The sequence below is a fragment of the Actinoplanes octamycinicus genome, from assembly GCF_014205225.1.
Classification (GTDB): Bacteria; Actinomycetota; Actinomycetes; order Mycobacteriales; family Micromonosporaceae; genus Actinoplanes; species Actinoplanes octamycinicus.
On record NZ_JACHNB010000001.1, the window covers coordinates 8,750,475 to 8,776,270 of the forward strand.

At 72.5% G+C, this 25,796-nt stretch carries 24 protein-coding genes; 13 read left to right on the plus strand and 11 right to left on the minus strand.

Annotated features, from left to right (window positions below):
- Positions 1 to 89: 89 nt before the first annotated feature.
- A complete protein-coding gene (locus BJY16_RS39660) occupies positions 90 to 782 on the minus strand; it encodes a histidine phosphatase family protein (RefSeq protein WP_185044663.1) in 693 nt (230 codons plus the stop codon).
- Positions 782 to 1,834: an LLM class F420-dependent oxidoreductase gene (locus tag BJY16_RS39665; protein WP_185044664.1), complete on the minus strand. Its 1,053-nt coding sequence runs from the start codon at positions 1,832 to 1,834 to the stop codon at positions 782 to 784. The genes BJY16_RS39660 and BJY16_RS39665 overlap by 1 nt, the downstream gene beginning before the upstream one ends.
- A gap of 141 nt (positions 1,835 to 1,975) precedes the next feature.
- Here BJY16_RS39665 and BJY16_RS39670 point away from each other — a divergent pair, with 141 nt between their 5' ends.
- From BJY16_RS39670 to BJY16_RS39690, 5 genes are all read left to right on the plus strand, one after another.
- Positions 1,976 to 2,971 carry an aldo/keto reductase gene (locus BJY16_RS39670; RefSeq protein ID WP_185044665.1) on the plus strand — a complete coding sequence of 332 codons (996 nt, stop codon included), beginning with the start codon at positions 1,976 to 1,978 and terminating at the stop codon, positions 2,969 to 2,971.
- Between the two features lie 3 nt (positions 2,972 to 2,974).
- On the plus strand, positions 2,975 to 4,096 hold the full coding sequence (locus tag BJY16_RS39675; protein WP_185044666.1) for a sensor histidine kinase: 1,122 nt from the start codon (positions 2,975 to 2,977) through the stop codon (positions 4,094 to 4,096).
- Positions 4,093 to 4,734 (plus strand): response regulator transcription factor, encoded by a 642-nt coding sequence (locus BJY16_RS39680; protein ID WP_185044667.1) that lies wholly within the window; start codon positions 4,093 to 4,095, stop codon positions 4,732 to 4,734. The genes BJY16_RS39675 and BJY16_RS39680 overlap by 4 nt, the downstream gene beginning before the upstream one ends.
- 63 nt (positions 4,735 to 4,797) lie before the next feature.
- On the plus strand, positions 4,798 to 5,856 hold the full coding sequence (locus tag BJY16_RS39685) for a hypothetical protein (protein ID WP_185044668.1): 1,059 nt from the start codon (positions 4,798 to 4,800) through the stop codon (positions 5,854 to 5,856).
- A gap of 5 nt (positions 5,857 to 5,861) precedes the next feature.
- Complete coding sequence (locus BJY16_RS39690) at positions 5,862 to 6,053, plus strand: DUF5703 family protein (RefSeq protein ID WP_183219252.1); 192 nt, start codon at positions 5,862 to 5,864, stop codon at positions 6,051 to 6,053.
- 89 nt (positions 6,054 to 6,142) lie between these two features.
- Here BJY16_RS39690 and BJY16_RS39695 read toward each other — a convergent pair whose 3' ends face one another.
- Entirely contained in the window at positions 6,143 to 6,814 is a 672-nt protein-coding gene (locus BJY16_RS39695; RefSeq protein WP_185044669.1) for a hypothetical protein, read from the minus strand.
- A gap of 23 nt (positions 6,815 to 6,837) precedes the next feature.
- Positions 6,838 to 8,145, minus strand: coding sequence for a M20/M25/M40 family metallo-hydrolase (locus BJY16_RS39700; protein WP_185044670.1), 1,308 nt, complete (start codon positions 8,143 to 8,145; stop codon positions 6,838 to 6,840).
- A gap of 57 nt (positions 8,146 to 8,202) precedes the next feature.
- Here BJY16_RS39700 and BJY16_RS39705 point away from each other — a divergent pair, with 57 nt between their 5' ends.
- Both BJY16_RS39705 and BJY16_RS39710 read left to right on the plus strand, forming a co-directional pair.
- Positions 8,203 to 8,760 (plus strand): hemerythrin domain-containing protein, encoded by a 558-nt coding sequence (locus BJY16_RS39705; RefSeq protein ID WP_185044671.1) that lies wholly within the window; start codon positions 8,203 to 8,205, stop codon positions 8,758 to 8,760.
- A 128-nt stretch (positions 8,761 to 8,888) separates the two neighbouring features.
- Positions 8,889 to 9,839 (plus strand): LysR family transcriptional regulator, encoded by a 951-nt coding sequence (locus tag BJY16_RS39710; RefSeq protein ID WP_185044672.1) that lies wholly within the window; start codon positions 8,889 to 8,891, stop codon positions 9,837 to 9,839.
- Between the two features lie 273 nt (positions 9,840 to 10,112).
- On the opposite strand, the gene BJY16_RS39715 is transcribed toward BJY16_RS39710, so the two are convergent.
- Positions 10,113 to 12,707 (minus strand): ATP-dependent Clp protease ATP-binding subunit, encoded by a 2,595-nt coding sequence (locus BJY16_RS39715; RefSeq protein WP_185046894.1) that lies wholly within the window; start codon positions 12,705 to 12,707, stop codon positions 10,113 to 10,115.
- 753 nt (positions 12,708 to 13,460) lie between these two features.
- Between BJY16_RS39715 and BJY16_RS39720 the strand changes: the two genes are divergently transcribed.
- The 5 genes from BJY16_RS39720 (at position 13,461) to BJY16_RS39740 (ending at position 19,462) form a co-directional block, all read left to right on the plus strand.
- The gene (locus BJY16_RS39720; protein WP_203759179.1) at positions 13,461 to 13,832 is read left to right on the plus strand and encodes a PIN domain-containing protein; all 372 of its coding nucleotides are present in this window, start codon (positions 13,461 to 13,463) and stop codon (positions 13,830 to 13,832) included.
- Between the two features lie 1,013 nt (positions 13,833 to 14,845).
- A complete protein-coding gene (locus tag BJY16_RS39725) occupies positions 14,846 to 15,106 on the plus strand; it encodes a hypothetical protein (RefSeq protein ID WP_185044674.1) in 261 nt (86 codons plus the stop codon).
- 4 nt (positions 15,107 to 15,110) lie between these two features.
- Positions 15,111 to 16,013, plus strand: coding sequence for a hypothetical protein (locus tag BJY16_RS39730; RefSeq protein WP_185044675.1), 903 nt, complete (start codon positions 15,111 to 15,113; stop codon positions 16,011 to 16,013).
- A gap of 39 nt (positions 16,014 to 16,052) precedes the next feature.
- On the plus strand, positions 16,053 to 18,761 hold the full coding sequence (locus BJY16_RS39735; RefSeq protein ID WP_185044676.1) for an FtsK/SpoIIIE domain-containing protein: 2,709 nt from the start codon (positions 16,053 to 16,055) through the stop codon (positions 18,759 to 18,761).
- Positions 18,758 to 19,462 (plus strand): hypothetical protein, encoded by a 705-nt coding sequence (locus tag BJY16_RS39740; protein ID WP_185044677.1) that lies wholly within the window; start codon positions 18,758 to 18,760, stop codon positions 19,460 to 19,462. The genes BJY16_RS39735 and BJY16_RS39740 overlap by 4 nt, the downstream gene beginning before the upstream one ends.
- On the opposite strand, the gene BJY16_RS39745 is transcribed toward BJY16_RS39740, so the two are convergent.
- A complete protein-coding gene (locus tag BJY16_RS39745) occupies positions 19,459 to 19,644 on the minus strand; it encodes a hypothetical protein (RefSeq protein WP_185044678.1) in 186 nt (61 codons plus the stop codon). The two genes, BJY16_RS39740 and BJY16_RS39745, sit on opposite strands and share 4 nt — an antisense overlap.
- Before the next feature lie 58 nt (positions 19,645 to 19,702).
- Between BJY16_RS39745 and BJY16_RS39750 the strand changes: the two genes are divergently transcribed.
- A complete protein-coding gene (locus BJY16_RS39750) occupies positions 19,703 to 20,443 on the plus strand; it encodes a DUF72 domain-containing protein (protein WP_203759178.1) in 741 nt (246 codons plus the stop codon).
- Here BJY16_RS39750 and BJY16_RS39755 read toward each other — a convergent pair.
- The 5 genes from BJY16_RS39755 to secA2 all read right to left on the minus strand — a co-directional run bounded on the left by BJY16_RS39755 (position 20,418) and on the right by secA2 (position 25,756).
- Positions 20,418 to 21,290, minus strand: a complete 873-nt coding sequence (locus tag BJY16_RS39755; protein ID WP_185044680.1) for a DUF72 domain-containing protein — start codon at positions 21,288 to 21,290, stop codon at positions 20,418 to 20,420. The genes BJY16_RS39750 and BJY16_RS39755 overlap by 26 nt on opposite strands.
- A 51-nt stretch (positions 21,291 to 21,341) precedes the next feature.
- Positions 21,342 to 21,764, minus strand: a complete 423-nt coding sequence (locus BJY16_RS39760; protein ID WP_185044681.1) for a TraR/DksA family transcriptional regulator — start codon at positions 21,762 to 21,764, stop codon at positions 21,342 to 21,344.
- 177 nt (positions 21,765 to 21,941) lie between these two features.
- The gene (locus BJY16_RS39765; RefSeq protein WP_185044682.1) at positions 21,942 to 22,574 is read right to left on the minus strand and encodes a nucleoside/nucleotide kinase family protein; all 633 of its coding nucleotides are present in this window, start codon (positions 22,572 to 22,574) and stop codon (positions 21,942 to 21,944) included.
- A gap of 3 nt (positions 22,575 to 22,577) precedes the next feature.
- Positions 22,578 to 23,039, minus strand: a complete 462-nt coding sequence (locus BJY16_RS39770; RefSeq protein ID WP_185044683.1) for a winged helix-turn-helix domain-containing protein — start codon at positions 23,037 to 23,039, stop codon at positions 22,578 to 22,580.
- A 425-nt stretch (positions 23,040 to 23,464) separates the two neighbouring features.
- A complete protein-coding gene (secA2, locus tag BJY16_RS39775; protein ID WP_185044684.1) occupies positions 23,465 to 25,756 on the minus strand; it encodes an accessory Sec system translocase SecA2 in 2,292 nt (763 codons plus the stop codon).
- Positions 25,757 to 25,796 lie beyond the last annotated feature (40 nt).

A 25,796-nucleotide genomic window follows, 5' to 3' on the forward strand; every position in this document is an offset into this window, starting at 1 on the left:
CGCGCCGCAACCGCGCGGCCCGCGGACCCGGGTTCGCCGAGGGCGCAATAGGGCACACGCTGCGACTATGGCCCGATCACGGAGGGTCGTCAGACGCCGCCTCCGGCGCCTCCGCCGACGGCCGCGTCGCTCTGCTCGGCCGACCTTTCCCCATCGGATTTCTTCGGTACGAGCGACGCCAGCTCACCGGTGTCGTTGACCCGGACCAGGAACGGGCGGGTCGGCGTGTACCGGATCACGGTGATCGATGCCGGATCGGCCACGATCCGCTGGAACTGGTCGAGGTGCAGTCCCATCGCGTCGGCCACGATGGCCTTGATCACATCACCGTGGCTGCACGCCAGCCAGACCGCCTCCGGGCCGTGCTCGCTGGTCACCCGGTCGTCCCAGGCCCGGATGCTGGCGATGGCCCGCGCCGACATCCCGGCCATCGACTCGCCGGCAGGGAAGGTGACCGCGCTCGGGTGCTGCTGCACCACCGGCCAGAGCGGCTCCTTGGCCAGCTCCTTGAGCGGGCGGCCCTCCCAGTCGCCGTAGCCGCACTCGGTCAGGCCCTCGTCGACCACCGGCGTGACGCCGGGCAGGGCCAGCTCGACGGTCTGCCGGCAGCGGATCAGCGGGCTGGACACCACCGCGGCCAGGGGCAGGCCGAGCAGCCGCCCGGCGACCCGGGCGGCCTGGGCGCGCCCGGTCTCGTCGAGCTCCACCGGGCGCCGCCCGGCCAGCTCGCCGGTGGCGTTCGCGGTGGTCCGGCCGTGCCGCAGGAGCAGGACGGTGGCCACTAGCGGGCCACGCCGGCGTCTTCGTACGCCTCGGCCACCACGCGCAGCGTGTCGATGCCGGACTGCAGGTCGCCGACGTACGGGCTGATCGACAGGGTGCCGACGCCGGCCGCCGCGTACTCCCGGATCCGTTTGGTGATCTGCTTCTTGGTGCCGATGATCGAGGTGCGCTCGATGAACTCCTGCGGCACCGCCTCGGCCGCCTCGGCCACCTGCTTGTTCAGGTAGAGGTCCTGCACCTTGGCGGCTGCCTCGGCGTACCCCATCCGGACCGCGAGCTGGTTGTAGAAGTTCTGCTCGCGGCTGCCCATCCCGCCGATGTAGAGCGCCGCGTACCACCGGACCACGTCGGCGCAGGCGGCGACGTCGTCGCCGACCACCACCGGGACACTGGGCGCGATGTCGAACCCGGCCAGCCCCTGGCCGTGCTTGGCCCGGCCGGCCGCGATGTGCCGCAGCTGGTCGTCGGCGGCGTCCGGGGCGAAGAAGATGGCCAGCCAGCCGTCCGCGATCTCGCCGGCCAGCTCCAGGTTCTTCGGCCCGACCGCGGCCAGGTAGATCGGGATCTCGGTGCGCGGCGGGTGGAAGCCCAGCTTGATCGCCTTGCCGGCGCCGCCGGGCAGCGGCAGCTGGTAGTGCTCGCCGTCGTACTGCACCCGGTCGCGGCGCAGCGCCATCGTGACGATGTCGACGTACTCCCTGGTCCGGGCGAGCGGCTTGGCGAATTTCACGCCGTGCCAGCCCTCCGACACCTGCGGGCCGGAGACGCCCAGGCCGAGCCGGAACCGGCTGCCGGAGAGGGTGTCCAGGGTGGCCGCGGTCATCGCGGTCATCGCCGGGGTACGGGCCGGGATCTGCAGCACCGCCGAGCCGATGTCGATCCGCTCCGTCTGGCCGGCGATCCAGGCCAGCATGCTGACCGTGTCCGAGCCGTACGCCTCGGCGGCCCAGACCACCGAGTATCCGAGCCGGTCGGCCTCCTGTGCCATGGCGAGATGATCGGCGGGTGTGCTCCACGCCGTCTGGTACCCGAGGCTGAGTCCGAGCCGCATGCCTGCCCTTTCGACGACGGGATCATGGAGGTCCGCCCGCAAGCCTACTGACTGCAAGCCGTCAAGTTTCCGTCCGGTAACCGACGCACCGTGACGTGCTGGAGGATTTCTTTGCCGACGGATGCTGAATAAGGTTCACTCATGCATCAGCGACCGCTCGGCCGAAGCGGGCTAGCGGTCTCGCGGCTCGCGCTCGGCACCATGACCTGGGGACGGGACACCGACCCCGACGACGCGGCCGAGCAGATGAAGCTCTTCCTGGAGGCCGGCGGCACCCTGCTGGACACCGCCGACGTCTACGGCAACGGCGACGCCGAGGCGGTGATCGGCTCGCTGCTCGACCATCTGGTCCCGCGCGACGAGGTGGTGATCGCCACCAAGGCCGGGCTGACCCCGCACGGCTGGCGTCCCCGGGACGGGTCCCGGGGCAACCTGCTGCGCTCGCTGGACGCGTCGCTGCGCCGGCTCGGCACCGACTACGTCGACCTGTGGCAGGTGCACGGCTACGACGGGCACACCCCGTTCGAGGAGACGCTGTCCGCCCTGGACCACGCGGTGAGCAGCGGCCGGGTCCGCTACGTCGGGGTGTCGAACTTCGCCGCCTGGCAGACCACCCGGGCCGCCACCTGGCAGTCGGCCTACCCCACCCGGGCCCCGATCGTCGCCGCCCAGATGGAGTACTCGCTGGTCGAGCGCGGGATCGAGCGGGAGCTGCTGCCGGCCGCGGCGGCGCTCGGCTTCGGCGTGCTGGCCTGGTCGCCGCTCGGCCGCGGGGTGCTCACCGGCAAGTACCGCAACGGCCGCCCGCTCGACTCGCGGGCCGCCTCCGAGCACTACGCGCCGTTCGTCCAGACCTATCTGGAGCCGCGCAGCTCCAGCATCGTCGAGGCGGTGGTCACCGCGGCCGGCGGGCTCGGCGTGTCGCCGCTGGAGGTGGCGCTGGCCTGGATCCGGGACCGGCCCGGGGTGGCCGCCCCGATCCTCGGCGCCCGCACCGCCGGCCAGTTGCAGGGCGCCCTGCGCAGCGAGGACCTGACGCTGCCGGCCGAGATCGCCCGCGCGCTGGACGACGTCTCGGCGATCGACGTCGGCTATCCGGAGCGCGAGGGCACCGGCGACCCGCACGGGTTCAGCTAGCCGATGCTGCGCCCGCTGATCAGTGCCGCCACCTATCGGCGCGCGGTGTTCCTGCTGCTCGGCGCGGTGCTGGCGCTGCCCTACACGCTGGGCACCGGGCTGATCGTCCGGGCCGTCCTGGACGCCCCCGGGTCGCGGTTCGGCAACGTGCTGGTGGCGCTGGCCGCCGCGGTGATCGCGCTGATCCCGCCGTTCCTGGGCGGCACCCGGGAGCTGGAGATCGCGGCCGCCCGCTCGCTGCTCGACGTCGACCTGCCCGGCCACGACCGGGGCCACCGGATGGAGCGGGACACCCGGCTGCGGGCCGCGCTCTGGTTCGGGCTGCACCTGCTCACCGGGGTGGCGATCGGCGCGGTGCTGCTGGTCGTCGTGCCGGTCGGGGTTCTCGCCCTGGTCGGCGGCGAGTCGCTGACCCCGGGCAACGGCGGCTGGTGGTGGCTGCTCGCCGCGCCGCTGATCCTGGCCGGCGCGATCTACGCGATCGCCGGGCTGGGGTCGCTGGCCGCCACGATGGCCCCGGTGCTGCTCGGGCCGTCGCAGCGGGAACGGGAGCGGCTGCTGGCCGAGCGCAACCGGCTGGCCCGGGAGCTGCACGACTCGGTCGGGCACGCGCTGACCGCGATGACCCTGCAGGCCGGCGCGGCGCGGGCGGTGTTCGACAGCGACCCGGCGTTCGCGCTGCGGGCGCTGGCCGCGATCGAGGAGACCGGCCGGTCCGCGGCCGGCGAGCTGGACGCGGTGCTCGGCATCCTGCGCGACGAGGCCGCCGACCACCACGCCACGCCGACCCTGGCCGACCTGGACCGGCTGCTCACCGACCAGGTCGAGGCGGACCTGGCCGAGGTGGACGTGTCGCCGCGGGTGTCCCGGGAGGCGTACCGGATCGTGCAGGAGTCGCTCACCAACGCCGCCCGGCACGGAGCCGGGCCGGTCACCCTGCGGATCCGTCAGGAGGAGGACTTGTTGATCGAGGTGAGCAACCGGCGGGTCGCCGCGCCCCGGCGCCGCGCCGGCGGCGGGCACGGGATCGAGGGCATGCGGGAGCGCGTGCAGCTGCTCGGCGGGTCGCTGCGGGCCGGCCCGGACGGCGACGACTGGCGGCTCGTGGCAAGGCTCCCCCGATGATCAGCGTGCTGATCGTCGACGACGACGAACTGGTCCGGGCCGGGCTGCGCGCGATCCTCGGCGCCCAGCCCGACCTCACCGTCGCCGGCGAGGTCGGGGACGGCAGCGAGGTGGTCCAGGCCGCGCTCCGCCTGCGGCCCGACGTCATTCTCATGGACGTACGCATGCCGCGCCTCGACGGGATTCAGGCCACCCGGCTGGTGCTGGCGAAGTTCCCGGCGGACGCCCCGAAGGTGCTGGTGGTGACCACCTTCGCCAACGACGAGTACGTCTACGAGGCGCTCCAGGCCGGGGCCAGCGGCTTCCTGCTCAAACGGGCCCGCCCGGAGCAGATCGTGGAGGCCGTCCGGGTGGTCGCCCGGGGTGACTCGCTGCTGTTCCCGGCCGCGATCAAGAACCTGGCCGCCGCCTACGCCAAGCCGGACGGGCACCTGGACGGCGCCGGGCTGACCGCGCGGGAGGCCGAGGTGCTGGCCCTGATGGCGGACGGGCTGTCGAACGCGGAGATCGCCGAACGGCTCGTGCTCGGCGTCGAGACGATCAAGACGCATGTCGGGAACGTGCTGGGCAAACTCGGGGTGCGGGATCGTACGCAAGCGGTGGTCGTGGCCTACAAGTCCGGCTTCATCTCCCCCTGACGAGGGAGCCGGACCCCTCGCCGCGGGGATCCTTGCGCGGGTCGCGGCAGCGACCGTGGAGACATGACGAACACGGCACTGAAGGTGGCGGCCGGCTGGGCCGCCGGATCCGGCACGCTGGCGCTGAGCTGGGCGGTCAGCGGGCACGGGTTCCCGTTCGGGCCGGGCGACCCGCGCAACTCGTCCAGCCCGCTGCGCGCCCTGGACGCCGACGTGGGCGCGCCGCTGTTCGCCGGGGTGCTGATCCTCGCGGCTGTCGCCCTGCTCGCGATGGCCGGAACCGATCGGCCGAGCCGGTTCGCCCGGACCGCGCTGGCCGGCTACCTGTGGCTGGTCGTGGCGGCGCTGCTGTTCGTCGTGGTGGACGTGCGGGCGCTGACCTTCGCCGGGTACCTGCCGATGATGATCGGCGGGTTCCCGTTCGGGTGGCCACCGGTCGACTACAGCGTGATCTTCACGTGGGCGCTGGCCAACGAGGTGAACGCGATCGTCGGCGGGGTGCTCGTCACCCGGGCGGTGGTGCGCTGGCTGCGGCGTACCCGCAACGCTTGTGAATCCTGTGGCCGGACCGCCGTGAGCGGCGGCTGGACCGAGCCGGAAGCGGCCCGGCGGTGGGGCAGGGTGGCGGCCTATGTCGCGGCGGTCATCCCGGCCCTGTACGCCGCCGTCCGGATCGCCTGGGGCCTGGGCATCCCACTCGGCATCGACCCCGGCTTCCTCGCCGACATGCACCGCACCGGACTGGTCTGGGCGGGCGTCGGACTGGCGTCGTTCGCCCTGGTCGGCTCGGTGCTGACGATCGGCCTGACCCGGCCGTGGGGCGAGCGCCTCTTCGGCCGCCGGGTGCCGATCCGCCTCGCCACCATCCCGGCGAGCCTGGTCGCGATGGTCGTGATGTCCGCGTCGGTGTCACTGTTCACAGGGGACGGCTCGGAGAAGCTGTTCACCGGCGAGGACCGGGCCGCGGTGCTGCCGATGCTGCTCTGGCCGCTGTGGTCGGTCGCGCTCGGCCTCGCCGCCTACGGCTACCACCTGCGGCGGCGCCCGCCCTGCGAGGTTTGTGACCAGGGAGTCGATTCGGCCGCGGGGCTGGTGCCGGGCTCGCGGGCGGGAGCATATTAGATCGCATGGACTACGAATACGCGCCGCTGCGGTTGCCTTCGAATGTCGATCGTCTGACCGCGGCGGCGCAGCTCGCCATCCAGGCCGAGTTCTCCGGCTGGGAGCTGGCCAGGGTCCAGCTCTTCGCGGACGGCACCCGCAAGGTGATGCTCCGCCGCCGGCTCCAGCCCACCCCGCAGCCCGGCCTGAGTTACTGAGAAAGCCCGCCCGACCACAATCGGGCGGGCTTTCGGTGCCCTCGACAACGACTCACCGGGGCGCGATGCCGCCGAGCGGAGCGAGGCCATCAAGCATGGTTGTGCCCGGCGTGGTCTTCCTCGTCGTCGGGGAGGAACGGGTGCTCGTCGAGCCTGCCCACCAGCTGGTCGCTCTCCACCGGGGCGAACGGGCCGGACCCGTCCGCGTCGTCGAAGGCCTCCAGGTCCAGCGGCTCCTCCACCTCGGTGACCGTGAGCAGGCCGTCGAGCGGCTCCAGCTCCGGCACGTCGAGCGACGCGAGCGAGCCGTCGCCGGCCTGGAGCAGCTCCAGCACCGCCTCGCCGACCGACTCGACCGGGCCGACCTCCTCGTCGTCCGGCACCGAGCTGCGGCGCGCGGTCTCGGCGACCCGCAGCAGGGCGGAGACGCTCGGCACCCGGTAGTCACGACGCTGCCGGACCGAGATCACCTGCGGGTACGCGTCGCCCGCCGCCCCGCTGTCGCCCGCCTCACCGGCGAGGAAGCGCTGGTCCGCCTCGTCCGGGTCGATCGACTCGACGTCCCACGGGGTGACCTCGCCGTACGCGTCGAGAAGTTTCTCGTCGTAGGCGAACGACGCGTTGTTCAGGTCGACGTAGGCCTGCCAGACGTCGTCGTCGTCGATGCGCCCGGCCGCCGCCTTGACGGCCGCCAGGTGCGCCCGCGCCGCCTCCACGACCCGCTCCAGTGCGGCGTCGAGTTCAGCGTTCTGGTCGCTCATCTTGTTTGGGGGTCCTTCCGGAATCAGCTGTTTCGGAGCAATCGGTCGAGCACACGCACGCCGAACTTTAGCCCTTCCACCGGCACTCGCTCGTCGATGCCGTGGAACAGGGCGGCGAAGTTCAGGTCGGGCGGAAGTTGCAACGGGGCGAACCCGAAGCATCGGATGCCCAGGGTGCTGAACGCCTTGGCGTCCGTTCCCCCGGACATCAAGTAGGGCACGGTACGCGCACCCGGGTCCTCGGCACGCAGCGCCGCCCCCATCGCCTCCACCAGCGGCCCGCCGAACTCGGTCTCCACGGCCGGCTGCCGGTGCACGTGCTCGATCTCCACGTCCGGGCCGATCAGGTCGCGCAGCTCGGCCAGGAACGACTCGGCCTGCCCGGGCAGGGTCCGGCAGTCGATCGTGGCGGACGCCTTCCCCGGGATCACATTGTCCTTGTACCCGGCCTCGAGGCGGGTCGGGTTCGCGGTGTTCCGGATGGTCGCGCCGATCAGGTTGGCGATCGGGCCCAGCTTGGCGATGGCCAGCTCCGGGTCGTCCGGGTTCAGGTCGATCCCGAGCGCCTCGCTGACCTGCTCCAGGAACGCCCGCACGGTCGGCGTGACGACCACCGGGAAGCGGTGCCGGCCGACCGCCGAGACCGCCTCGGCCAGCGCGGTCACCGCGTTGTCGTCGTGGATGAACGAGCCGTGCCCGGGCCGCCCGTGCGCGTGCAGCCGCAGCCAGTCGAGCCCCTTCTCGGCGGTCTGCACCAGGTAGAGCCGCAGGTCGTCGTTGACCGTGTAGGAGTAGCCGCCGACCTCGCCGATCGCCTCGGTGCAGCCTTCGAACAGGTCCGCGTGGTTCTGCACCAGCCACTGCGAGCCGTACTCCATCCCGGCTTCCTCGTCGGCGGTGTACGCCAGCACGATGTCCCGGGGCGGGGTGTAGCCGGTCCGCTGCCACTCGCGCACCACGGCCAGCACCATGGCGTCGAAATCCTTCATGTCGACCGCGCCGCGGCCCCACAGGTAGCCGTCCTTGACCTCGCCGGAGAACGGGCCGACCGACCACTCGCTCGCGTCCGCGGGAACCACGTCGAGGTGGCCGTGGACCAGCAGGGCGCCGCGCGACCGGTCGGCGCCGGGGATCCGGGCGACCAGGTTGGCGCGCTTCGGGGCCGACTCCAGGAGGCGGGACTCGATGCCGGCGTCGGCGAGTTTCTCCGCGACGTACTCGGCGGCGGCCCGCTCGCCCACGGTGGTCCGCGGGTCCCCGGTGTTGGTGGTGTCGATGCGCAGCAGATCCTGGCAGAGGCCGGTGACCTCGTCCACGGCGGTGGTGTTCATCCGCCCTTCTTACCAGCAAGGTTTGCTGGGCGGGCCGCGGCGGGTAACCGCGGGCCCATGGCTGACGTGAATCTTCCCCCTCTACCGCCGGTGGGTGGCACCATCTCCGGGCGGAGCGTCGTCGATGTCCTGAACCAGCAGCACCGGGTGATCCTCGACCTGGCCTCCGGTGACATCTCGGATAAGTCGCATTCTGTGCTGATCGCCACCCTCTCCCGGCATCTCTCCGCTGAGGAGCAGTACCTCTACCCGGCGATCCGCGAAGCGGTCCCGGACGGCGACCGGATCGCCGACCGCGAGCTGGCCGAGGACCGCGCGCTGCTGGAGCTGATGCGGGACGACACCGCTCGGGACGAGCTGACCCGGGCCATCCACCGCCACGTCGAGGCCGACGAGACCGAGCTGTTCCCCCTGCTGGAGCAGATGGTCCCGGCCGATGACATGATCCGGCTGGGCAACCGGGTGGAGACCGCCGAGGAGGCCGCCCCGACCCGCCCGCACCCGCACACCCCGGCCACCCCGCCGTGGAACAAGGTGGTCGACCCGCTGCTCGGCGCGATCGACAAGCTGCGCGACGTGGCCACCGGCCGGACCACATATACGCGCGATCTGTAAACTGGCGTTTACTTAGTTACCGTTTGGTAGAAAACGTCCCGCTACTTAACCTTCTTGTCACAAACTGACGATCTTTCCACGGCCCACAGGTCTAGCCTTCGATCCCTTTCTAGTCCTAACGTCACGCTATGAACCTGGAGCTGCGGCATCTGAAGGTGGTCTGCGCCATCGCGGAGACCGGCAGCGTCACCAAGGCCGCGTCACAACTCGGCCTGGCCCAACCCGCGCTCACCGCCCAACTGCAGCGGATCGAGCGGACGCTGGGCGGACCGCTGTTCGACCGGGACCGGCGCGGCGCCCGCCCCACCGCGCTCGGCGAGCTGGTGCTGTCCCGGGCCCGGGTGCTGCTGCCGGCGATGAAGGGTCTGCAGGACGAGGCGGCCCGGCTCGCGGCCGGCGGCAGCCAGCAGCTCAGCCGCTACCGGATGGGCGCGATCGGCGGCCCGGTCTTCGCCCACCTGCTGCACCGGCTCTCCGCCGACCAGCCCGAGGCGCAGATCTCCACCTACGCGTCCTACTACGTCGACGAGCTGGCCACCATGGTGCTCAACGGCAAGCTGGACTTCGCCCAGGTCGGGGTCTGCGGCGACGCGCTGCCCTCGGCCGACTACGGCCTGGTCTGGGACACCATCGCGGTGGACGCGGTCTGCGTGCTGATGCGCGAGGACCATCCGCAGGCCAAGGGCACCGAGGTCGACCTGGCCGAGATGGCCTCCGAGCAGTGGTCCGCGGCGGCCGGCGACGGCTGCTTCGAGACCTGCTTCGCGGCCGCCTGCGCCCGGTCCGGCTTCACCCCGCGCCGCGTCCTCGAGACCGACGCCCGGGCCTGCATCGACATGGTCGAGCTGGGCGTGGCGATCGGGCTGTGCCAGCCGACCTTCCGCCCACCGGCGGGCCTCACCACCCGCCCGCTCAAGGGGGCGCCGCTGCGCTGGCGGCTGCTGCTCGGCTGGCACCCGGAGTCACCGGCCGCCCGGTTCGCGCCGAAGGTGCTGGAGCTGGCCCGCGAGGCGTACCAGGACGTCATCGCCCGCAACGAGGGCTATGTCGAATGGACCCGCGAGCAAGCAGCGGCGTGACCGTCGCACCCTCCGGAAAATCAAGATCAAGTTCATCATTGACGCAGGTCCGCTCGGGTGCGGATCGCATGCTCCCGCGCGGGACGGGCGGGCTGATCTGGCCGCTGCGCGTCCAGGGCGATCAGCCCGCCCTTCATTGCCCGTGGGTGGTCACGGAAAAGCAGAAGGGCACCGGACCGCGTCCGGTGCCCTTCTCGAACTCGCTCAGCCCGTGACTTGGTCAGCGCATGCTCGTCCAGCGCACGCTCGTCCAGCCCTCGGCTCGCGCCATGCTCAGCGGTTGCTCAGGGTCGGGGACTCCACGTCGAAGGTCAGCGCGCCGTCGCGGGCGTCCACCCGGACCGTCTGGCCGGGAGCCAGGTCGGCGGCGAGCAGCATCGTCGACAGCCGGTTGTCCAGCTCGCGCTGGATGGTCCGGCGCAGCGGCCGGGCCCCGAACTCGGGCTGGTAACCCTTGTCGGCCAGCCAGTCCACCGCGGCCGTGGTGATCTCCAGCCGCACGTCCTGGGCGTGCAGCCGGCGCCGGGTCGACTCCAGCAGCATCTCGGTGATCTTGCGCAGCTGATCGGTCTCCAGCTGCCGGAAGATGATGATCTCGTCGATCCGGTTGATGAACTCCGGCCGCAACTGCTCCTTGAGCCGCCGGTCCAGCCGGTCCCGCAGCTCGTCCTCGGGCGACCGGCCGTTCTCCGCCGCGCCGAACCCGACGCTGCGGGTGGTCCCGCTGATCAGGTCCGACCCCAGGTTGCTCGTCATGATCAGCACGACGTTCTTGAAGCTGACCGTGCGGCCCTGGCTGTCGGTCAGCCGGCCGTCGTCGAGCACCTGGAGCAGGATGTTGAACACGTCCGGGTGCGCCTTCTCGATCTCGTCGAGCAGCACCACGCTGTACGGCCGGCGCCGCACCGCCTCGGTCAGCTGCCCGGCCTCGTCGTACCCGACGTATCCGGGCGGCGCCCCGACCAGCCGGGACACCGTGTGCCGCTCCTGGAACTCGCTCATGTCCAGCCGGATCATCCGGTCCTGGTCGCCGAAGAGCGCCTCGGCCAGCGAGCGGGCCAGCTCGGTCTTGCCGACGCCGGTCGGGCCGAGGAACAGGAAGCTGCCCACCGGCCGGTCCGGGTCACCCAGCCCGGCGCGTGAGCGGCGGACCGCCTCGGCGACCGCGACCACCGCGTCCTCCTGCCCGATCACGTGCTCGTGCAGGTGCTGCTCCAGCCGGAGCAGACGGTCCCGCTCCGCCTCGGTGAGCTGCGCGACCGGGACCCCGGTCGCCCGGGAGACCACCTCGGCGATGTCCGCGTCGGTCACCCGCGGCACCCCGTCGGCGCCCGCGCCGGACCCGGCGATCAGTGCCTTCAGCTCGTTGATCTGGTCCCGCAGCTGCGACGCCACCTCGTAGTTCTCGGCGTGCACCGCCTGGTCCCGGTCCCGGGACAGCTGCTCCAGCTGCCGCTCCCGCTCGCGCAGGTCGGCGTCCGGCATCTTGGTGCGCAGCCGGACCCGGGCGCCGGCCTGGTCGATCAGGTCGATCGCCTTGTCCGGCAGGAACCGGTCGGTGATGTACCGGTCGGAGAGCACCGCCGCGGCGTCCAGCGCCTCGTCGGTGATCCGTACCTGGTGGTGCGCCTCGTAGTTGTCCCGCAGCCCGCGCAGGATCGCCACGGACTCCTCCACCGAGGGCTCGCCGACCAGCACCGGCTGGAACCGCCGGGCCAGCGCCGCGTCCTTCTCGATGTTCTTCCGGTACTCGTCCAGCGTGGTCGCGCCGATCACCCGCAGCTGGCCGCGGGCCAGGGCCGGCTTGAGCATGTTGCCGGCGTCCATCCCGCCGCCCTCACCACCGCCGCCGCCGGCGCCGACCAGGGTGTGGATCTCGTCCATGAAGACGATCAGCTCGTCCCCGGAGGACTGGATCTCGTCGATCACCTTGCGCAGCCGCTCCTCGAAGTCGCCGCGGTAGCGCGTGCCGGCCACCAGACCGGCCAGGTCCAGCTGGATCACCCGCTTGTCCTGCAGGGTGAGCGGCACCTCGCCGTCCACGATCCGCTGGGCCAGGCCCTCGACGATCGCGGTCTTGCCGACGCCGGCCTCACCGATCAGGACCGGGTTGTTCTTGGTGCGCCGGGACAGGATCTCCACGGCCTGCTCGATCTCCTCGGCCCGGCCGATCACCGGGTCGATCTCGCCGCGCCGGGCCACCTCGGTCAGGTCCACGCCGAACTGCTCCAGCGTCGGGGTCTGCCCGCCGCCGCGCGACCCGCCACGGGAGCCGCCCTGGCCGCCGCCGACCGGACCGGCCGGGGCCTCCTGGTTCGGGATGGCGCGGGGGTCGAGCCGGCCGGCCAGCAGCCGCCCGGCGACCGAGTCGGTGTTCAGGCCGAGCGCCATCAGGATGTGCTCCGGCCCGATGTAGGAGGCGCCCACCGCCCGGGAGATCTGCAGGCTGTCCAGCAGCGCCCGCTTGGCCGCCGGGGTCAGCGCGACCTGCTCCGGCCCATTGTCCCGGCCGGCCGCGCCCATCTCGGCGCGCCGGTTGGCCGCGGCGGTGCGGCTGGCGTCGTCACCCAGCTTGGCCTCCAGCTCCGTGAGCAGGGCCTGCGGGTCGGCGCCGGCCCGGCGCACGGTCTGCTTCATCGGCTCCTGCTGCAGAACGGCCCAGAGCAGGTGGTCGGTGTCCAGGTCGGCCAGGCCACCGTCGTGCGCGCCGAGGTCGGCGGCCCGCCGGGCGGCATCCGCCAGCACCTGCCGGGCGTCGTTGCTCATGTAGCGCGCGATGTCGATCCGCTGCGCCGCCCGGCGCGGCTCCGCCGCACCGAAGAAGCGCGCGAACAGGTCGTCCCACTGACCGGGTCCACCCGGCCCCAACGGTCCGATGCTCATCAGTCTCTCTTCTCCTGGTACTTCCACCAGCGGCGACATCCGGCCTACCCGGGGTCGGGAGCCGCAAACGCCCGCCGCCGCTTGTTAGAAGCGCGTGAGGCGGTGCGGCGATTCCCGATTTCCGCGAAAAGTTGATACGGGTAGGCTCAACTTATGTCCGCACCCCAGGAACCCGCCTCCGGCTCCCTGGCGCCGGTCTTCCGGGAACCCGCCTTCCCCGAACCCCCGCCCGTGTCTCCGGAGTCCCCGTTTCAGGGAGCCACATCACCCCTGCCCGTGTCCGGCGAACCGGAGTCTCCCCCGACATCCGCACCCTCCCCGGATCCGGAATCCGCCACTCCCGGCCCAGCAGCCGCCCCCGCTTCCCGACCCGCCTCTTCCCGCGCCTCCTCCTCGCAAGCGGCTTCCTCGCGCGCGGGCTCTTCCCCCACGCCCGCCCGCGCCGCTTCCTCGGGTGCGGACCCCTCCCCCACGCCTTCCCGCGCCGCTTCTTCCTGCGCAGACTCTCCCGCCACGTCCTCTCGCGCCGCTTCTTCCGGCGCAGACTCTCCCGCCACCTCTTCCCGCGCCGCTTCCTCTCCGGCAGACACTTCCCCCACGCCCTCCCGGGCAGGGTCCCCCGCCGCACGCCCCTCCTCGGCCGGCGGCTTTGACGCCCGCTCCTCCCGCGCCGGCTCGGAGGCTGCGTCCGAGCCGGAGGCGGCGCCCGCTCCGGAGCCGGTGTCCGGGGGCTCCCCGATCCCGCTGGTGATCGTCGACGGCGCGAACGTGGTCGGTTCCGTCCCGGACGGCTGGTGGCGCGACCGCGCCGGCGCCGCCATCCGGCTCCGGGACAGCCTCGCGCCGCTCCCCACCACCGGCCTGCCGGGGCTCCCCGCGCCGATCGAGGTGGTCCTGGTGGTCGAGGGCAAAGCCCGGGACATCCCGCAGGCGCCGTCCGGCATCCGGATCGAACGTGCCTCCGGCTCGGGCGACGACAAAATCATCGACCTGGTCCGCGCCGAAGCGGCCAGCCGCCCCATCGTGGTGGTGACCGCCGACCGTGGCCTGCGCTCCCGGGCGATCGACCTCGGCGCCGAGATCCGCGGCCCGTCCTCGGTCCCCCGCTAGCCACACGACGCCGCAACCAGCGCCGACCGCCACTGCCGAGCCCACGCCACCTCGCGCCGACGCCAGCGTCCCTTCCGCGCCCAGCCCCGCTCGGTCCACACCCCTCGTCCAGCGCCGCACGGCCAACAACCCTCGCGCCCATACGCCGCACCCAGCACCGCTCGCTGCGCCACGCGTCCAGCGCCGCTCGCTCAGCGCCCCTCGCTCAACATCCCTCGCCCATGCCGCTCGTCCAACACCCCCCGGCGCCGCACCACTCTGTCCGGTCCGGCGGCCAGGCAGCGCCCTGGGGCATTGGGGCCCCTGGGCAGCGCCGTGGCTCGGCGTCGGCGTCGCGCAAGGGTTGGCTACGGCGCGGGACGGGCCGGGACAGCACCCGTGCCCGAAGCCAGCGCCGCGGCCCGGCGTGGGTCGTCGGACCGGGGCGTGGCAGGCGCCGCGGCCCGAGGCAGCACCGTGACCGCCGGAAGCACCGTGGCCCGGCGTGGCTTGTCGCGCCAGGAAGCGGCAGGCGCCGTGGGCCGAGGCAGCGTGGCCAACGCAGCACCACGGCCGGCGTGGGGTTGGCGCGCGGGGACGGGACGGGCAGCCCCGGGCCGGCGTAGGCCAGCGCAGTGCCGCGGTAGAAGCAGTGCAGCGCCGCGGCCCAGGGCAGCGCCGCGGCCCAGGGCAGCGGCGTGGCCCGAAGGCAGCGGCGTGACCCGAGGGCAGCGGCGTGGCCAGAGGGGAGATTGTCGAGCGAGGCTGGGCGGCGTGAGGGGTGCGGCGCGGGGCTGCGGGGCAGGGTGGTCAGGCGTTCGGGTGGGGGTGGCGGCTGCCGGGAAGTCGGCATGATCCACAATGGACGGGGTAAGAAACAGGGTGTCACCAGGGCGATCATTGGTGTCGATCGTCGGACTGGTGGTGCGTCTTTTGTGTCAGTGATGGGCAAAAGGGCGCGGCCCGGGCGGGCGGGTCCCGAGCTGGGCGTTAGGCTGTGTCGCAAGTGGGTTGAGTTACAGGAGGCCGAACGGGTGGCCAGTGTCGCCGAGGTCAGAGCGGCTGTGGACGCCGCGCTCCAGCAGGTGAACGAGGGGCAGGCGGCGATACAGGCGGCTCGTGAGAAGCTCGGCGAGGCCCAGCAGAGCCTGGCCGCGGCGCTCGACGGCAGCGCGCACGACGCCGTGGACACGGCCAAGGCGTCGCTGTCGCAGGCCGATCAGCAGCTCGAGGAATGCCTGACCGCCACGCTGGTCGCGGTCGAGGCCGCCCAGACCTACACGGCGACGCTCTGACGCGATGTCGCTGCTGCAGGAACTCGGCGCCCGGCTCCGGGCCGCCTCCGACGAGCTACCCGACGGTCTGGTCGTCGCCGCGCTGGAGAAACTGCGCAGCGCCACCGAGATCCTGAACTGGGTGCGCGAGGCGTCGGAGCACAAGATGGGCGTGCCCGAGCTCGGCAATGCCACCGAGCACGCGGAGCGCGCCGCCGCCGCGCTGCGTCTCGCGGAGGACGCGATCGAGAGCTATCTGGCCGCGCTCGGGCTGGGCGGCGACCCGGGGCGCCCGCAGGGTCAGGACTGGCGCGCCGCGCTGCGACCGGACCCGGAGCCGGAGCGTCCCGCCGAGCCCGGCGGCCAGCCGCCGGTGGAGCGGCTCGGCCCGTGGTGGCAGGAGCGGGTCGCCCAGCTGACCGGCGAGCCCGTGCCCAAAGATCAGAAGGAGTCCGGGCCGGACCGGGCGACCACCGCCGAGCTGCTGCGCCGGGTCGCCGCCGGGGTGCGGGCCGGGGACCGCGCCCGGCTCGGCCGGGAGCTGCACGCGGTGACCGCGTCGACCGGGCTCGGCCTGTCCGCGGTCACCCCGCCGGTGCTGCACCGGCTAGCCGGCGACCTGCTCGGGCACGAGCCCCGGCCGGAGGACGTGCCCCGGTTGCGGACCGCCGCCGAGAGCCGGGTCCGGGCGCTGCTGCCGGGCACCTCACCGGCCGTGCTGGAGACGCTGATCGACCGGATCTGCCGGGTTCCGGCGCCGCAGCAGGGTCACCGGCCGGCCGGGCATCCGGCGGACAACGCGGTGACCGCGAGCGTGCTGACCGGGGTGTTGCTGGCCCGGCTGGGCCGGGACGCGGAGGCGCTCGACCCGGACGCGCCGGAGCCGGTCCGCCCGCCCCGCGCCGAGGCCGGTGAGCAGCGCCGATGATGCCACGGGGTTGGACAACTGCGACGATGCCGGCGGGTCATGGCTGATTCCACCAAACAGCAGGTCATGGAGATCCGGGCCGGGCTGTCACACGCGCTCGGGGCCGCGGAGACCGCTCTCGCCCGCGCCCAGCGGGAGGCGGACGCGGCGCTCGCGCGCCTCGACCGGATCACCGCGGCGGCCGGCAGCCGGCGGCGCAAGCTGGCCGAGGCGCGGGACAAGCGGCTGCGGTCGATCACCGAGTGGCACGACACCGAGCTGAGCGCGTTGTCCGGGGCGGCGGCCGGGGCCGCTGACCGGGCGGCGCCGGGCGCGGCCGGCGAGCCGTGGCACTCGTTCGAGGCGACGCCGTTGCCGCGGGCCGCGGAGCTGCGGGTCGGGCGGTTGCTGCTGCCCACCGCGCCGGGTCCGGCCGATCAGCCGGCCGAGCCGGGGCGGCCCTGGCAGTGGGACGCCTCGTCGGCCCCGCCGGAGTCGCCGGAGGTGCCGGCGCTGGTGGAGCTGCTCGACCACGGGCACGTCGTGGTGCACGGCGACCGGAGACTCGGCGACGACGTGGTGGCCGGGCTGCTGCTGCGCGCGCTGGGCACCAGCGCGCCGGGCACCGTGCAGGTGATCGGCTACGACCCGGAGCACCTGGGGGGCGGGCTGGCCGGGTTCGCCGCGCTGGCCCCGGTCCGGGTGCTCACCTTCGTCCCGCCGAACGGGCTGGGCAGTCTCCTCGACGAGCTGGTCGAGCACGTCCGGCGGATCAACGAGACGGTCCTGGCCGGGGAGTTCTCGTCGCTGCGGGAGCTGCACGCGGCCACCAAGCGGCGGCCCGAGCCGTGGCGGGTGGCGGTGCTGCTCGGCGCCGGCGAGCTGAACCGGCACGAGCGCGTCCAGCTGGACCGGCTGCTGCGTACCGGCGCGGCCTGCGGCGTGCACCTGATCGTGCACGGGCTGGCCGTGGAGCCGGGTCCGGGGATCGAGTTCGTCACCGCGGCGCCCGGGGAGGAGGCGCGGATCGGCAGTGCCGGGGACCTTCCGGTCCGGCTGGATCCGGGCCCGCCGCCGGCGATCCTGACCGCCACCTGCCGGCAGATCGCCGAGGCGGTGGCCGCCGGCCCGGCCCCGGTGGCGCTGGACAGCCTGCTGCCGGATCCGGCGCAGGAGTGGCGGGAGAGTTCGGCGACCGGGTTGACCGCGCCGCTCGGCGACAGCCCGCAGGGCACCCGGGTGCAGGTGACGCTCAGCGACTACCCGCCGCACGCGCTGATCGCCGGCCCGTCCGGCACCGGCAAGACCAACCTGATCTATGCCTGGATGGGCGCCCTGGCCGCCCGCTACTCCCCCGCCGAGCTGGCGTTCTACCTGCTCGACTTCAAGGAGGGGGTGTCCTTCGCCCGGTTCGCGCCGGGCCGCCGGGACCAGAGCTGGTTGCCGCACGTCCGGCTGGTCGGGGTGAACGTGAACACCGACCGGGAGTTCGGCCTGGCCCTGCTCCGGTTCCTCGGGGCCGAGCTGCGCCGCCGGGCGGACGCGGCGAAGCAGCACGAGGTGACCAACCTGGCCGAGCTGCGCGCCGAGGACCCGACCGGGGTGTGGCCGCGGATCGTCGCGGTGGTCGACGAGTTCCAGGTGCTGCTGGCCGGCCGGGACGCGGTCACCACCGAGGCCGTCGACCTGCTCGAGGACCTGGCCCGGCGGGGCCGGTCGCAGGGCATCCATCTGATCCTGGCCAGCCAGGACATCTCCGGCATCGAGGCGCTGTGGGGCCGGCCGGCGCTGGTCGCCCAGTTCACCCTGCGGATCGCGCTGCCCCGGGCCCGCCGGGTGCTGGCCGAGCAGAACTCGGCGGCCGACTCGCTGCAGCGCTACCACGCGGTGGTCAACTCGGATTCCGGCGCGGCCGAGGCCAACCAGATCGTCCGGGTGCCGGCTGCCGGTGACCGGGAGCAGTGGAGCGCGTTGCAGCATCGGCTGTGGCGCAAGTTGCCGCCCGGCGAGCTGCCGCCCCGGCTGTTCGACGGTGACGTGCAGCCCAAGCTGGAGAACAGCCCGGACTTCCGGGCGCTGGTGGCGGAGGACTCGCCGGCCCCGGTGGCGCTGCTCGGCGAGACGATCGACGTGATGTCCCGGTCGGCGCGGACCGTGCTGCGCCGCGCGCCGGGGCGCAACCTGGCGGTGCTCGGCACCCGGGTGGAGGAGGCGTGCGCGGTGCTGGCCACCGCCGGCCGGTCGCTCGCGGCGCAGTTCCAGCGGGACGGGGCGCGGTTCTCGATCGCCTGCTTCGATCAGGACGCCCAGTCGTACGCCGAAGCTCTGCACGCCCGGATCCCGGACTGCGGCTGGTACGACGCGTCGAACGTCGACTGGCTGCTGGAGGACGCCGCCGCCGAGTCGACCGCGGCCTGGCCCGCCGACCGCCCGCATTTCCTCCTGCTCTACGCGGCGGACGCGCTGCCCGGCGGCAAGGCGGCGCTGGACCAGCTGCGGACGGTGCTGCGCCAGGGCCCGGAGCGGCGGCTGCACGTGCTGGGCTGGTGGCGCGGGGCCGGGCTGCTGCGGGACACGCTCGGCGGGCAGGGTTCCCGGACCGACCCGATCGGCGCCTGGGTGGCGCTCGACGTGCACGGCAGCGAGCTGGCGCCGTACTATCCCGGGGCCGGCGCGCCGAACTGGTACCCGCGGCCGTGGCGGGCGCTGCATTTCGACCGCTCGGTGCACCGCGGCGCCGAGGTGATGATCCCCTACGGTGCCTCATGAGCGAACTGCAACCGGCCGACTTCGAGCGGGCCGACTACCGGACCGTCCTGCGCCGGCTGACCACGCTCGACCAGCGGGCCGCCGACCTGCGAGCCGAGGCGGTCGAGTGGCACGCCGAGCAGCGGGCGGCCGCCGACGAGCAGGTGGCGGCCGCCGAGGAGCAGGCCCGCGCGGCCCAGCGGGCGGTCCGCGCGGCGCAGCGTGACCTGGAGGAGGTCGACGCGCGGGCGGCCGGCCTGTGGGCGGAGTACGTGCACCGGGTCGGCCCGGTCGCCGAGCGGTTCGGCAAGCTGCCGCCGGCCAGCATCCCCCGGCAGCGGTCCGAGCTGGAGGCCGAGGACTACCTGGCCGAGGTGGAGAAAAAGGTGAAGTGGACGCCGCCGGCCCGGCCGATCACCTTCGGCGTCAAGGTGCTCTTCTGGATCTTCGGGCTGGCCGGGGGCATCGTCGGCGCCCTGCTGAACCAGGTGCTGCGGGACACCGGGGCGGTCTCCACCGGCGACTGGCACCAGGCGGCGCCGGTGGTGGCGCTGCTGGTGCTGCTGGCCTGCCCGGTGCTCGCCGTGGTCGGCGCGAAACTGGTGGCCGACCGGCGCAAGGTCGGCCTGGACACCGCGACCGTGGTCACCATCCTGGTGACCGGTCTGGTCACGGCGATGCTGCTGTTCACCGCCACGCAGTACGCGTCGGGCGGCCGCTAGCGGGGTTTGGCCAGGCTGCGGCGGCGCTCGGCCTCCTCGACCAGGCCGGGCGGCACGTCCAGGTGGTCACCGGCGCCGTGCGCCTCGTCGTACTCCAGGTCGCCGCCGGATTCCCACTCGGGGCCGGCCTGCTCGCCCGGCGGGGCCAGGCGGGTGTCCGGCTCGTCGTTCGCGTCGGTCATGTCTTCGTTCTACCCCTGCCCCGGGCACAAAACCAGCGTTCCTGGGTATCCGGACAGAGTGCTGTGGATAGGAACGTCCGGATGGCAGTACAAGGACTGGCGTGGTGGCCTCTACCCGGAGAAGCTGCCGCAGCGGCTCTGGCTGGAGCACTACGCGGGCCGGTACGCCACCGTCGAGGTGAACAACGCGTTCTACCGGTTGCCCGAACGCACGACCTTCGAGCAGTGGCGGCAGCGTACCCCGGAGGGTTTCGTCGTGGCGGTGAAGATGAGCCGCTACCTGACCCACATCAAGCGGCTGCGCGAGCCGGCCGAGCCGGTGGCCCGGTTCCTGGACCGGGCGGCCGGGCTGGGCGACAAGCTCGGCCCGGTGCTGCTGCAGCTGCCGCCGAACCTTCGGGCTGACCTGGGCGCGCTGGACGAGACGCTGAGCCTGTTCCCCGGCGAGGTGCGGGTGGCGGTGGAGCCGCGGCATCCCAGCTGGTTCACGGCGGACTGCGAGAAGCTGCTGCGCCGCCACGGTGCGGCGCTGTGCTGGGCGGACCGGAAGGGCCGGCCGGTCACCCCGCTGTGGCGGACCGCCGATTTCGGCTATCTGCGGTTCCACGAGGGCGCTGCCCAGCCGTGGCCGCGTTACGGGCGGTCGGCGCTGCGGTCCTGGCTGGACCGGCTGGGCCCGGACGGTTACGTCTACTTCAACAACGACCCGGGCGGGGCCGCGGTGATCGACGCGGACGCCTTCATCCGGCTGGCCGAACGCCGCGGGACGGCGGTCAGTCATCCCCCAGCAGTTCCATGAAGGTTGAAGCATTCCGCTGCGCATAATCGGAGTAGCAATTGTTCATCAACACATGTGTGGTCTTGGCCTCATCGGCGAGCGTGCGCAGTTTCGGCACCCACTCTGCAAGTTCCTCGGTGGAATAGCGATAGAGGAACTTCTCGTGGATGTCGTGACTCGTCCACTTGTCGCTATGCCCGTGGAAACGCACCACTGCCAGATCGGCGGTCGCGGTCACCACCGGCGGCACCGACGACTTGTGCCCCTGCGGCATGTCGACCGCGACGAACGGCAGCCGGTGGTTGCGCAGGAAGTCGAGCGTCTCGTCCTGGTTGCCACCGTCGAACCAGGAGGCGTTGCGGAACTCGAAGACCGGCCGCAGCGGCTTGCACCGGGCGGCCACCTCCAGCAGGTACTCCTTGTTGGACTTGCGGATGCCGAACCAGGGCGGGAACTGGAAGAGCAGCGCCCCGAGCTTACCGGCCTCGGCGAGCGGGTCCAGCGCGGTCAGGAACCGGCTCCAGACCTCCTCGTACGTCTGCGGCGGCAGATCCTGCGGGTAGACGTTCTTCTTCGTGGTCTCCGGCCGCAGGTCCTTGTAGAGCGCGGACACCTTGGTCGGATGCCCGGTCAACAGGCTGAACGCCTTGATGTTGAAGGTGAAGTCGTCCGGCGTGCGCTGCGCCCACAACCTCGTGGTCTGCTCGTTGGGCGGGCCGTAGTAGGTGGCGTCCACCTCGACCAGCGGGAACTGCCGGGCGTAGTACGCCAGGCGTTTCTCCGGGTTGTCCGCGGTCGACGGGTACCACCCCGACGCGATCAGCGTCTTGTCGGTCCAGCCACAGGTCCCGATCCGGATGTTCGCCATGGGTTACCGGTGCCCGCCACCGCCCGCACGGAAACGGGCACCGGAAACGGCTCAGCTCGCCCGGCGCTCCCGGACCTGCTTGCAGTTCACACACGTGGTGGCCGATGGGAACACCTCGAGCCGCTCCACCGGGATCGGGTTGGAGCACCCCTCACAGTTCCCGTACGTCCCGTCCTCGAGGCGCTGCATCGCGTACTCCGCCTGGGTGCGACGGTCGAGGAGGGTGCGCAGCAGCGACCCGGCGGCGTCCCGCTCCGCCGTCTTGGACCCGCTGTCGGCCTGGTCGTCGCCGGCCGAGTCGCCGATCTCGACCAGCCGCAGCCGGTGGCTCTGGGCGACCGCCTCTTCATACTCCGCGTCGAGCTCCTCGAACCTGGTCCGCAGGAGCACCCGGATCTGCTCGAGCTCCTCGGTCGAGCGTCCCTTCGCCGCGCTGGCGCCCTTACCGGCTACAACAGCACCGTTGACGAGCATGTAGTCCCCCTGCCCTTCCCTAAGCCCCAGCCGGTGGGCGACTGGCTCAGCCTGTGGAGCCGCCTGATACCCACCGCCGGGGGTCCCAAACCGGGGCCCCCGCGAAAAAGTAACCGGAGCATAACTGTCAGTGGTCAGTTCCGCCACGGACTCAGCGAGCGGTTCTTGTGCCGACGATCACCCGATCGCTGTGACCAGGGCCGGATGCCGGGGATCATCGACCCGGACGACCACGTCGGCGAAGGTTTGCGGGGCCACCTCGTCCGCATACCGGGCGAAGGCGGGCAGCGTCCAGCGGTCCGCCGGCGCGGTCCGCCGGTCCAGCGCGGCGGCCGAGACCGCAAGGTGGACGGTGAAGTCGAAGGGCAGCCCGGAGCCCAGCAGCAGCGGGCCGCTGACCAGCACGATCGCGGTGTCCGGCAGGTCGCGGTAGGGCTCCCGGGCGGCCCGGTCCACGGTCGCGTCCCAGAGACGGGTGACGATCCGGCCGGAGCCGCCCGGGCCGGCCGGGTCGAGCACCTCGCGGATCAGGCCGGCCTCGTCGAACCAGCCGGCGTAGAACGAGTCCGGATTGGTCCGCCCGAACTCCAGGCGCAGCGAGGCGGGCCGCAGGAAGTCCCTGGTGTCGATGCGGACCGCCGGGCGGCCGCGGACCCGCAGCGGGTCGATCAGGGCGTCCGCGAGCCGGGCCGGATCGGCCGCGTCGGCGCCGTCCACGGCCACCCGGACCCTACTGTCGGATTCCCGACCGACCAGCCGATCGGCGAGATCCTCGACGAGCACGGGGAACGAGACGGGGGTGGCGCGCATGCCTCAATCGTGCGGCATGACCGTGATCCGGGCCTCGTCGGCCAGCCGATAGCCCACTCCGTAGACGGTGGTCACCGCGGGCACGCTGGCGCCCAGCTTGAGCCGCAGCCGCCGGACGTGCACGTCGACCGTGCGCTCCCCAGCCCGCTCGTAACCCCACACCCCGGCCAGCAGCTGGGCCCGGCTGAACACCCGGCGCGGCCGCTCGGCCAGGTAGAGCAGCAGGTCGAACTCGAGCCGGGTGAGCGGCACCGGCTCGCCGTCCAGCAGCACCTGGCGGGAGCCGGTGAGCAGCCGCACCTCGGGACCACTGGGGATCGGCTCGGGATCCGGCTCGACCGGCGCCGCGGCCGACTCGACGGTCACCGTGCCGCGGCTGAGCTCGACCAGCTCACGGACGGCGGCCAGCAGCCGGTGCGCCTGTGGGGACACCGCGTCCCCGGTGAGCGGGATGGCGAGCGTCACGGTCAGCGCCGGCTCGGGACGCCGGCTGGTCGAGCCACGGCCCGGACCCGCTGAACGACGATCGGCACGCGGCGACAATGCGCTGACCGGCATTGATTGATCCCCCAAGAATTTGCAGCGGCAAGCGAATATGCTCGATCGCTGAGGAACTTCACGACCCCCCATGATCCCCATCGCCGTGAATACCTCACCGTAGGCAAAGCGGGCCTGATATTTCCGGTCGTCCGCTTTGCGGGTCAAGCCGCGATCCACAGTGTGAGAAAGATGTTCCATATTGTTCCCGGTAACACGAATGCATTCCGGGAACGTTTTCTGTCAGCCGCATTAAGCATTGCCGAACGCCATGCGGCTGACCTGGGCCGGAGCACAGCGAAGGGGCGCCGCGAAATCCGCGGCGCCCCTTAGTCGTACAAACTCAGGTGAAATCAGCCACCCGCGGTGAGCCGGCGGCCCACCGCGGCGATCAACCGGTCCAGCTCGGAGCCGAACGGGTTGTCGTGCACCAGATAGGTCCAGGTCGCACTCGGCCGGACGATCTCCGCCCGGTCCGGCTGCCAGCCGTCGCTGAGGTCGACCTCCTCGAACGTCTCGATGGTCCGCTCCTCGACCTTGGTCAGCAGGTCCTGGAAGGCCGGCACCGCGGACCGGTGGAACTCGTCCAGCGGGTCCAGCTTGCCCAGCGCCCGCAGGTGCACGCCCTCCCGCACCTCGGACAGGTACGCCAGGTGGTCGGCCCAGAGCCGGTCCAGGTGGTAGAGCGCGATCGCCCGGGCCGAGTCGGAGAGCACGTCCTCGTCGGTCTCCTTGGCCTTCTCCGACGACTTCTCCAGCAGCATGATCGCGGCCACCTCGGAGGTGAGCAGCCGCTCCCGGCGCTCGGCCAGCAGCAGCCGCTGCTGCTCGATCACCACGCTGTACCGCCAGGTGTTGCGGTGGATCTCGTGGTTGACGCCCTCGGCGACCCGCTGGGCGTGCTCGACCGCGTAGTCCACCTGCGGGTCGTGCACCACGCCGTCCATGTCCATCCGCGGCGAGGCCGGCAGGATGTCGCCGGCGTGCCGGGTGACCAGCTCGTCCTCCAGGCTGACGAAGAACACCGAGGCGCCCGGGTCGCCCTGCCGGCCGGCCCGGCCACGCAGCTGGTCGTCGACCCGGCGGCTGTCGTGCCGGCCGGCGCCGATCACGTAGAGCCCGCCCAGCTCGACCACCCGGTCCCGGTCGGCCTCGTCGCTGCCGCCCAGCCGGATGTCGACACCGCGGCCGGCCATCTGGGTGGAGACGGTGACCGCGCCGATCGCGCCGGCCTCCGCGATGATCGCCGCCTCCTCGGCGTCGTTCTTCGCGTTCAGCACGTTGCACGGCACGCCGGCCTTGGCCAGCTGCGCGGCGAGCGTCTCGGAGGCCTGCACGTCCAGGGTCCCGATCAGCACCGGGCGACCCTTGTCGTGCGCGATCTTGATCTCCTCGACCAGCGCCTCGTCGCGGGTCTCGTGCGCCGAGTAGATCCGGTCCGGGTCGTCCTCGCGGATGTTCGGCGTGTTCGAGGGCACCACCGCGACCTCGAGCTTGAAGTACTCCCGGAGCTGCTCGCCGACGTGCACCGCGGTCGCGGTCATCCCGCAGACGGTGGCGTAGAGCGCGATGTACGCCTGCACCGTGATGGTGTTCAGCACCTCGCCCTCGGCGGTCGCGGACAGCCCCTCCTTGGCCTCCACGGCCGCCTGCAGGCCGTCCGGCCAGCGACGGCGCTGGGCCACCCGGCCGCGCATCTCGTCGATCAGCTCGACGCCGCCGTTGCGGACGATGTAGTCCACGTCGCGGCGCAGCAGGGCGTGCGCGTGCAGCGCCACGTTCACCGCGGACAGGTGCTCGACCTGGTCGTCCGCGTACAGGTCGACGCCGCCGAGCTGCTCCTCGACGTTCTTCAGGCCGGCCTCGGTGAAGGCCACGCTGCGGCCGTCCTCGGCCACCTCGTAGTCCTTGCCCTTGCGCAGCGTCTTGACCAGCGCGGCGGCCTCGTGCACCGGGTCGCTCTCGGTCGACGTCGAACCGGCCAGCACCATCGGCACCCGGGCCTCGTCGATCAGGATCGAGTCGGCCTCGTCGACGATCGCGGTGGCCAGGTCGCGCTGCACCCGGTCGGCCACGTCGGTGACCAGCTGGTCGCGCAGGTAGTCGAAACCGGCCTCGGAGACCGACACGTAGGTGACGTCGGCGGCGTACGCCTCGCGCCGCTCCTCCGGGGTCATCGACTCGGTCACCGAGCCGACGGTCAGGCCGAGCAGCGTGTAGATCGGCTCCATCCACTCGGCGTCGCGCTTGGCCAGGTAGTCGTTGACGGTCAGCACGTGCACCGGGCCGTTGCCCAGGCGGGTGTGGCCGTACGCGGCGATCGTGGCGGTGAGCGTCTTGCCCTCACCGGTGGCCATCTCGGCGACCCGGCCGTCGAGCAGGGCCATCGCGCCGAGCAGCTGGACGTCGTACGGCCGCTGGCCGATCGCGCGGAACGCCGCCTCCCGGCCGATCGCGCAGATCTCGGTATAGTCGGAGGCCTCGCGGGCGGCGTCGGTCAGCGCCGCGTCGTCCAGCTCCTTCAGCGCCTCCTCGCGGGCCTCGATCGGCTCCAGGCGCTTCGACAGCGGGCCGAGGTCCACAGTCGTGCCCGGGCGCTGCAAAAACTTGCGGAATCGGTTCTTGAATCGCTGCGACACACCCATGGCGCGCAACGGTACTTTATTTCGCTGACGGCCATCGGCC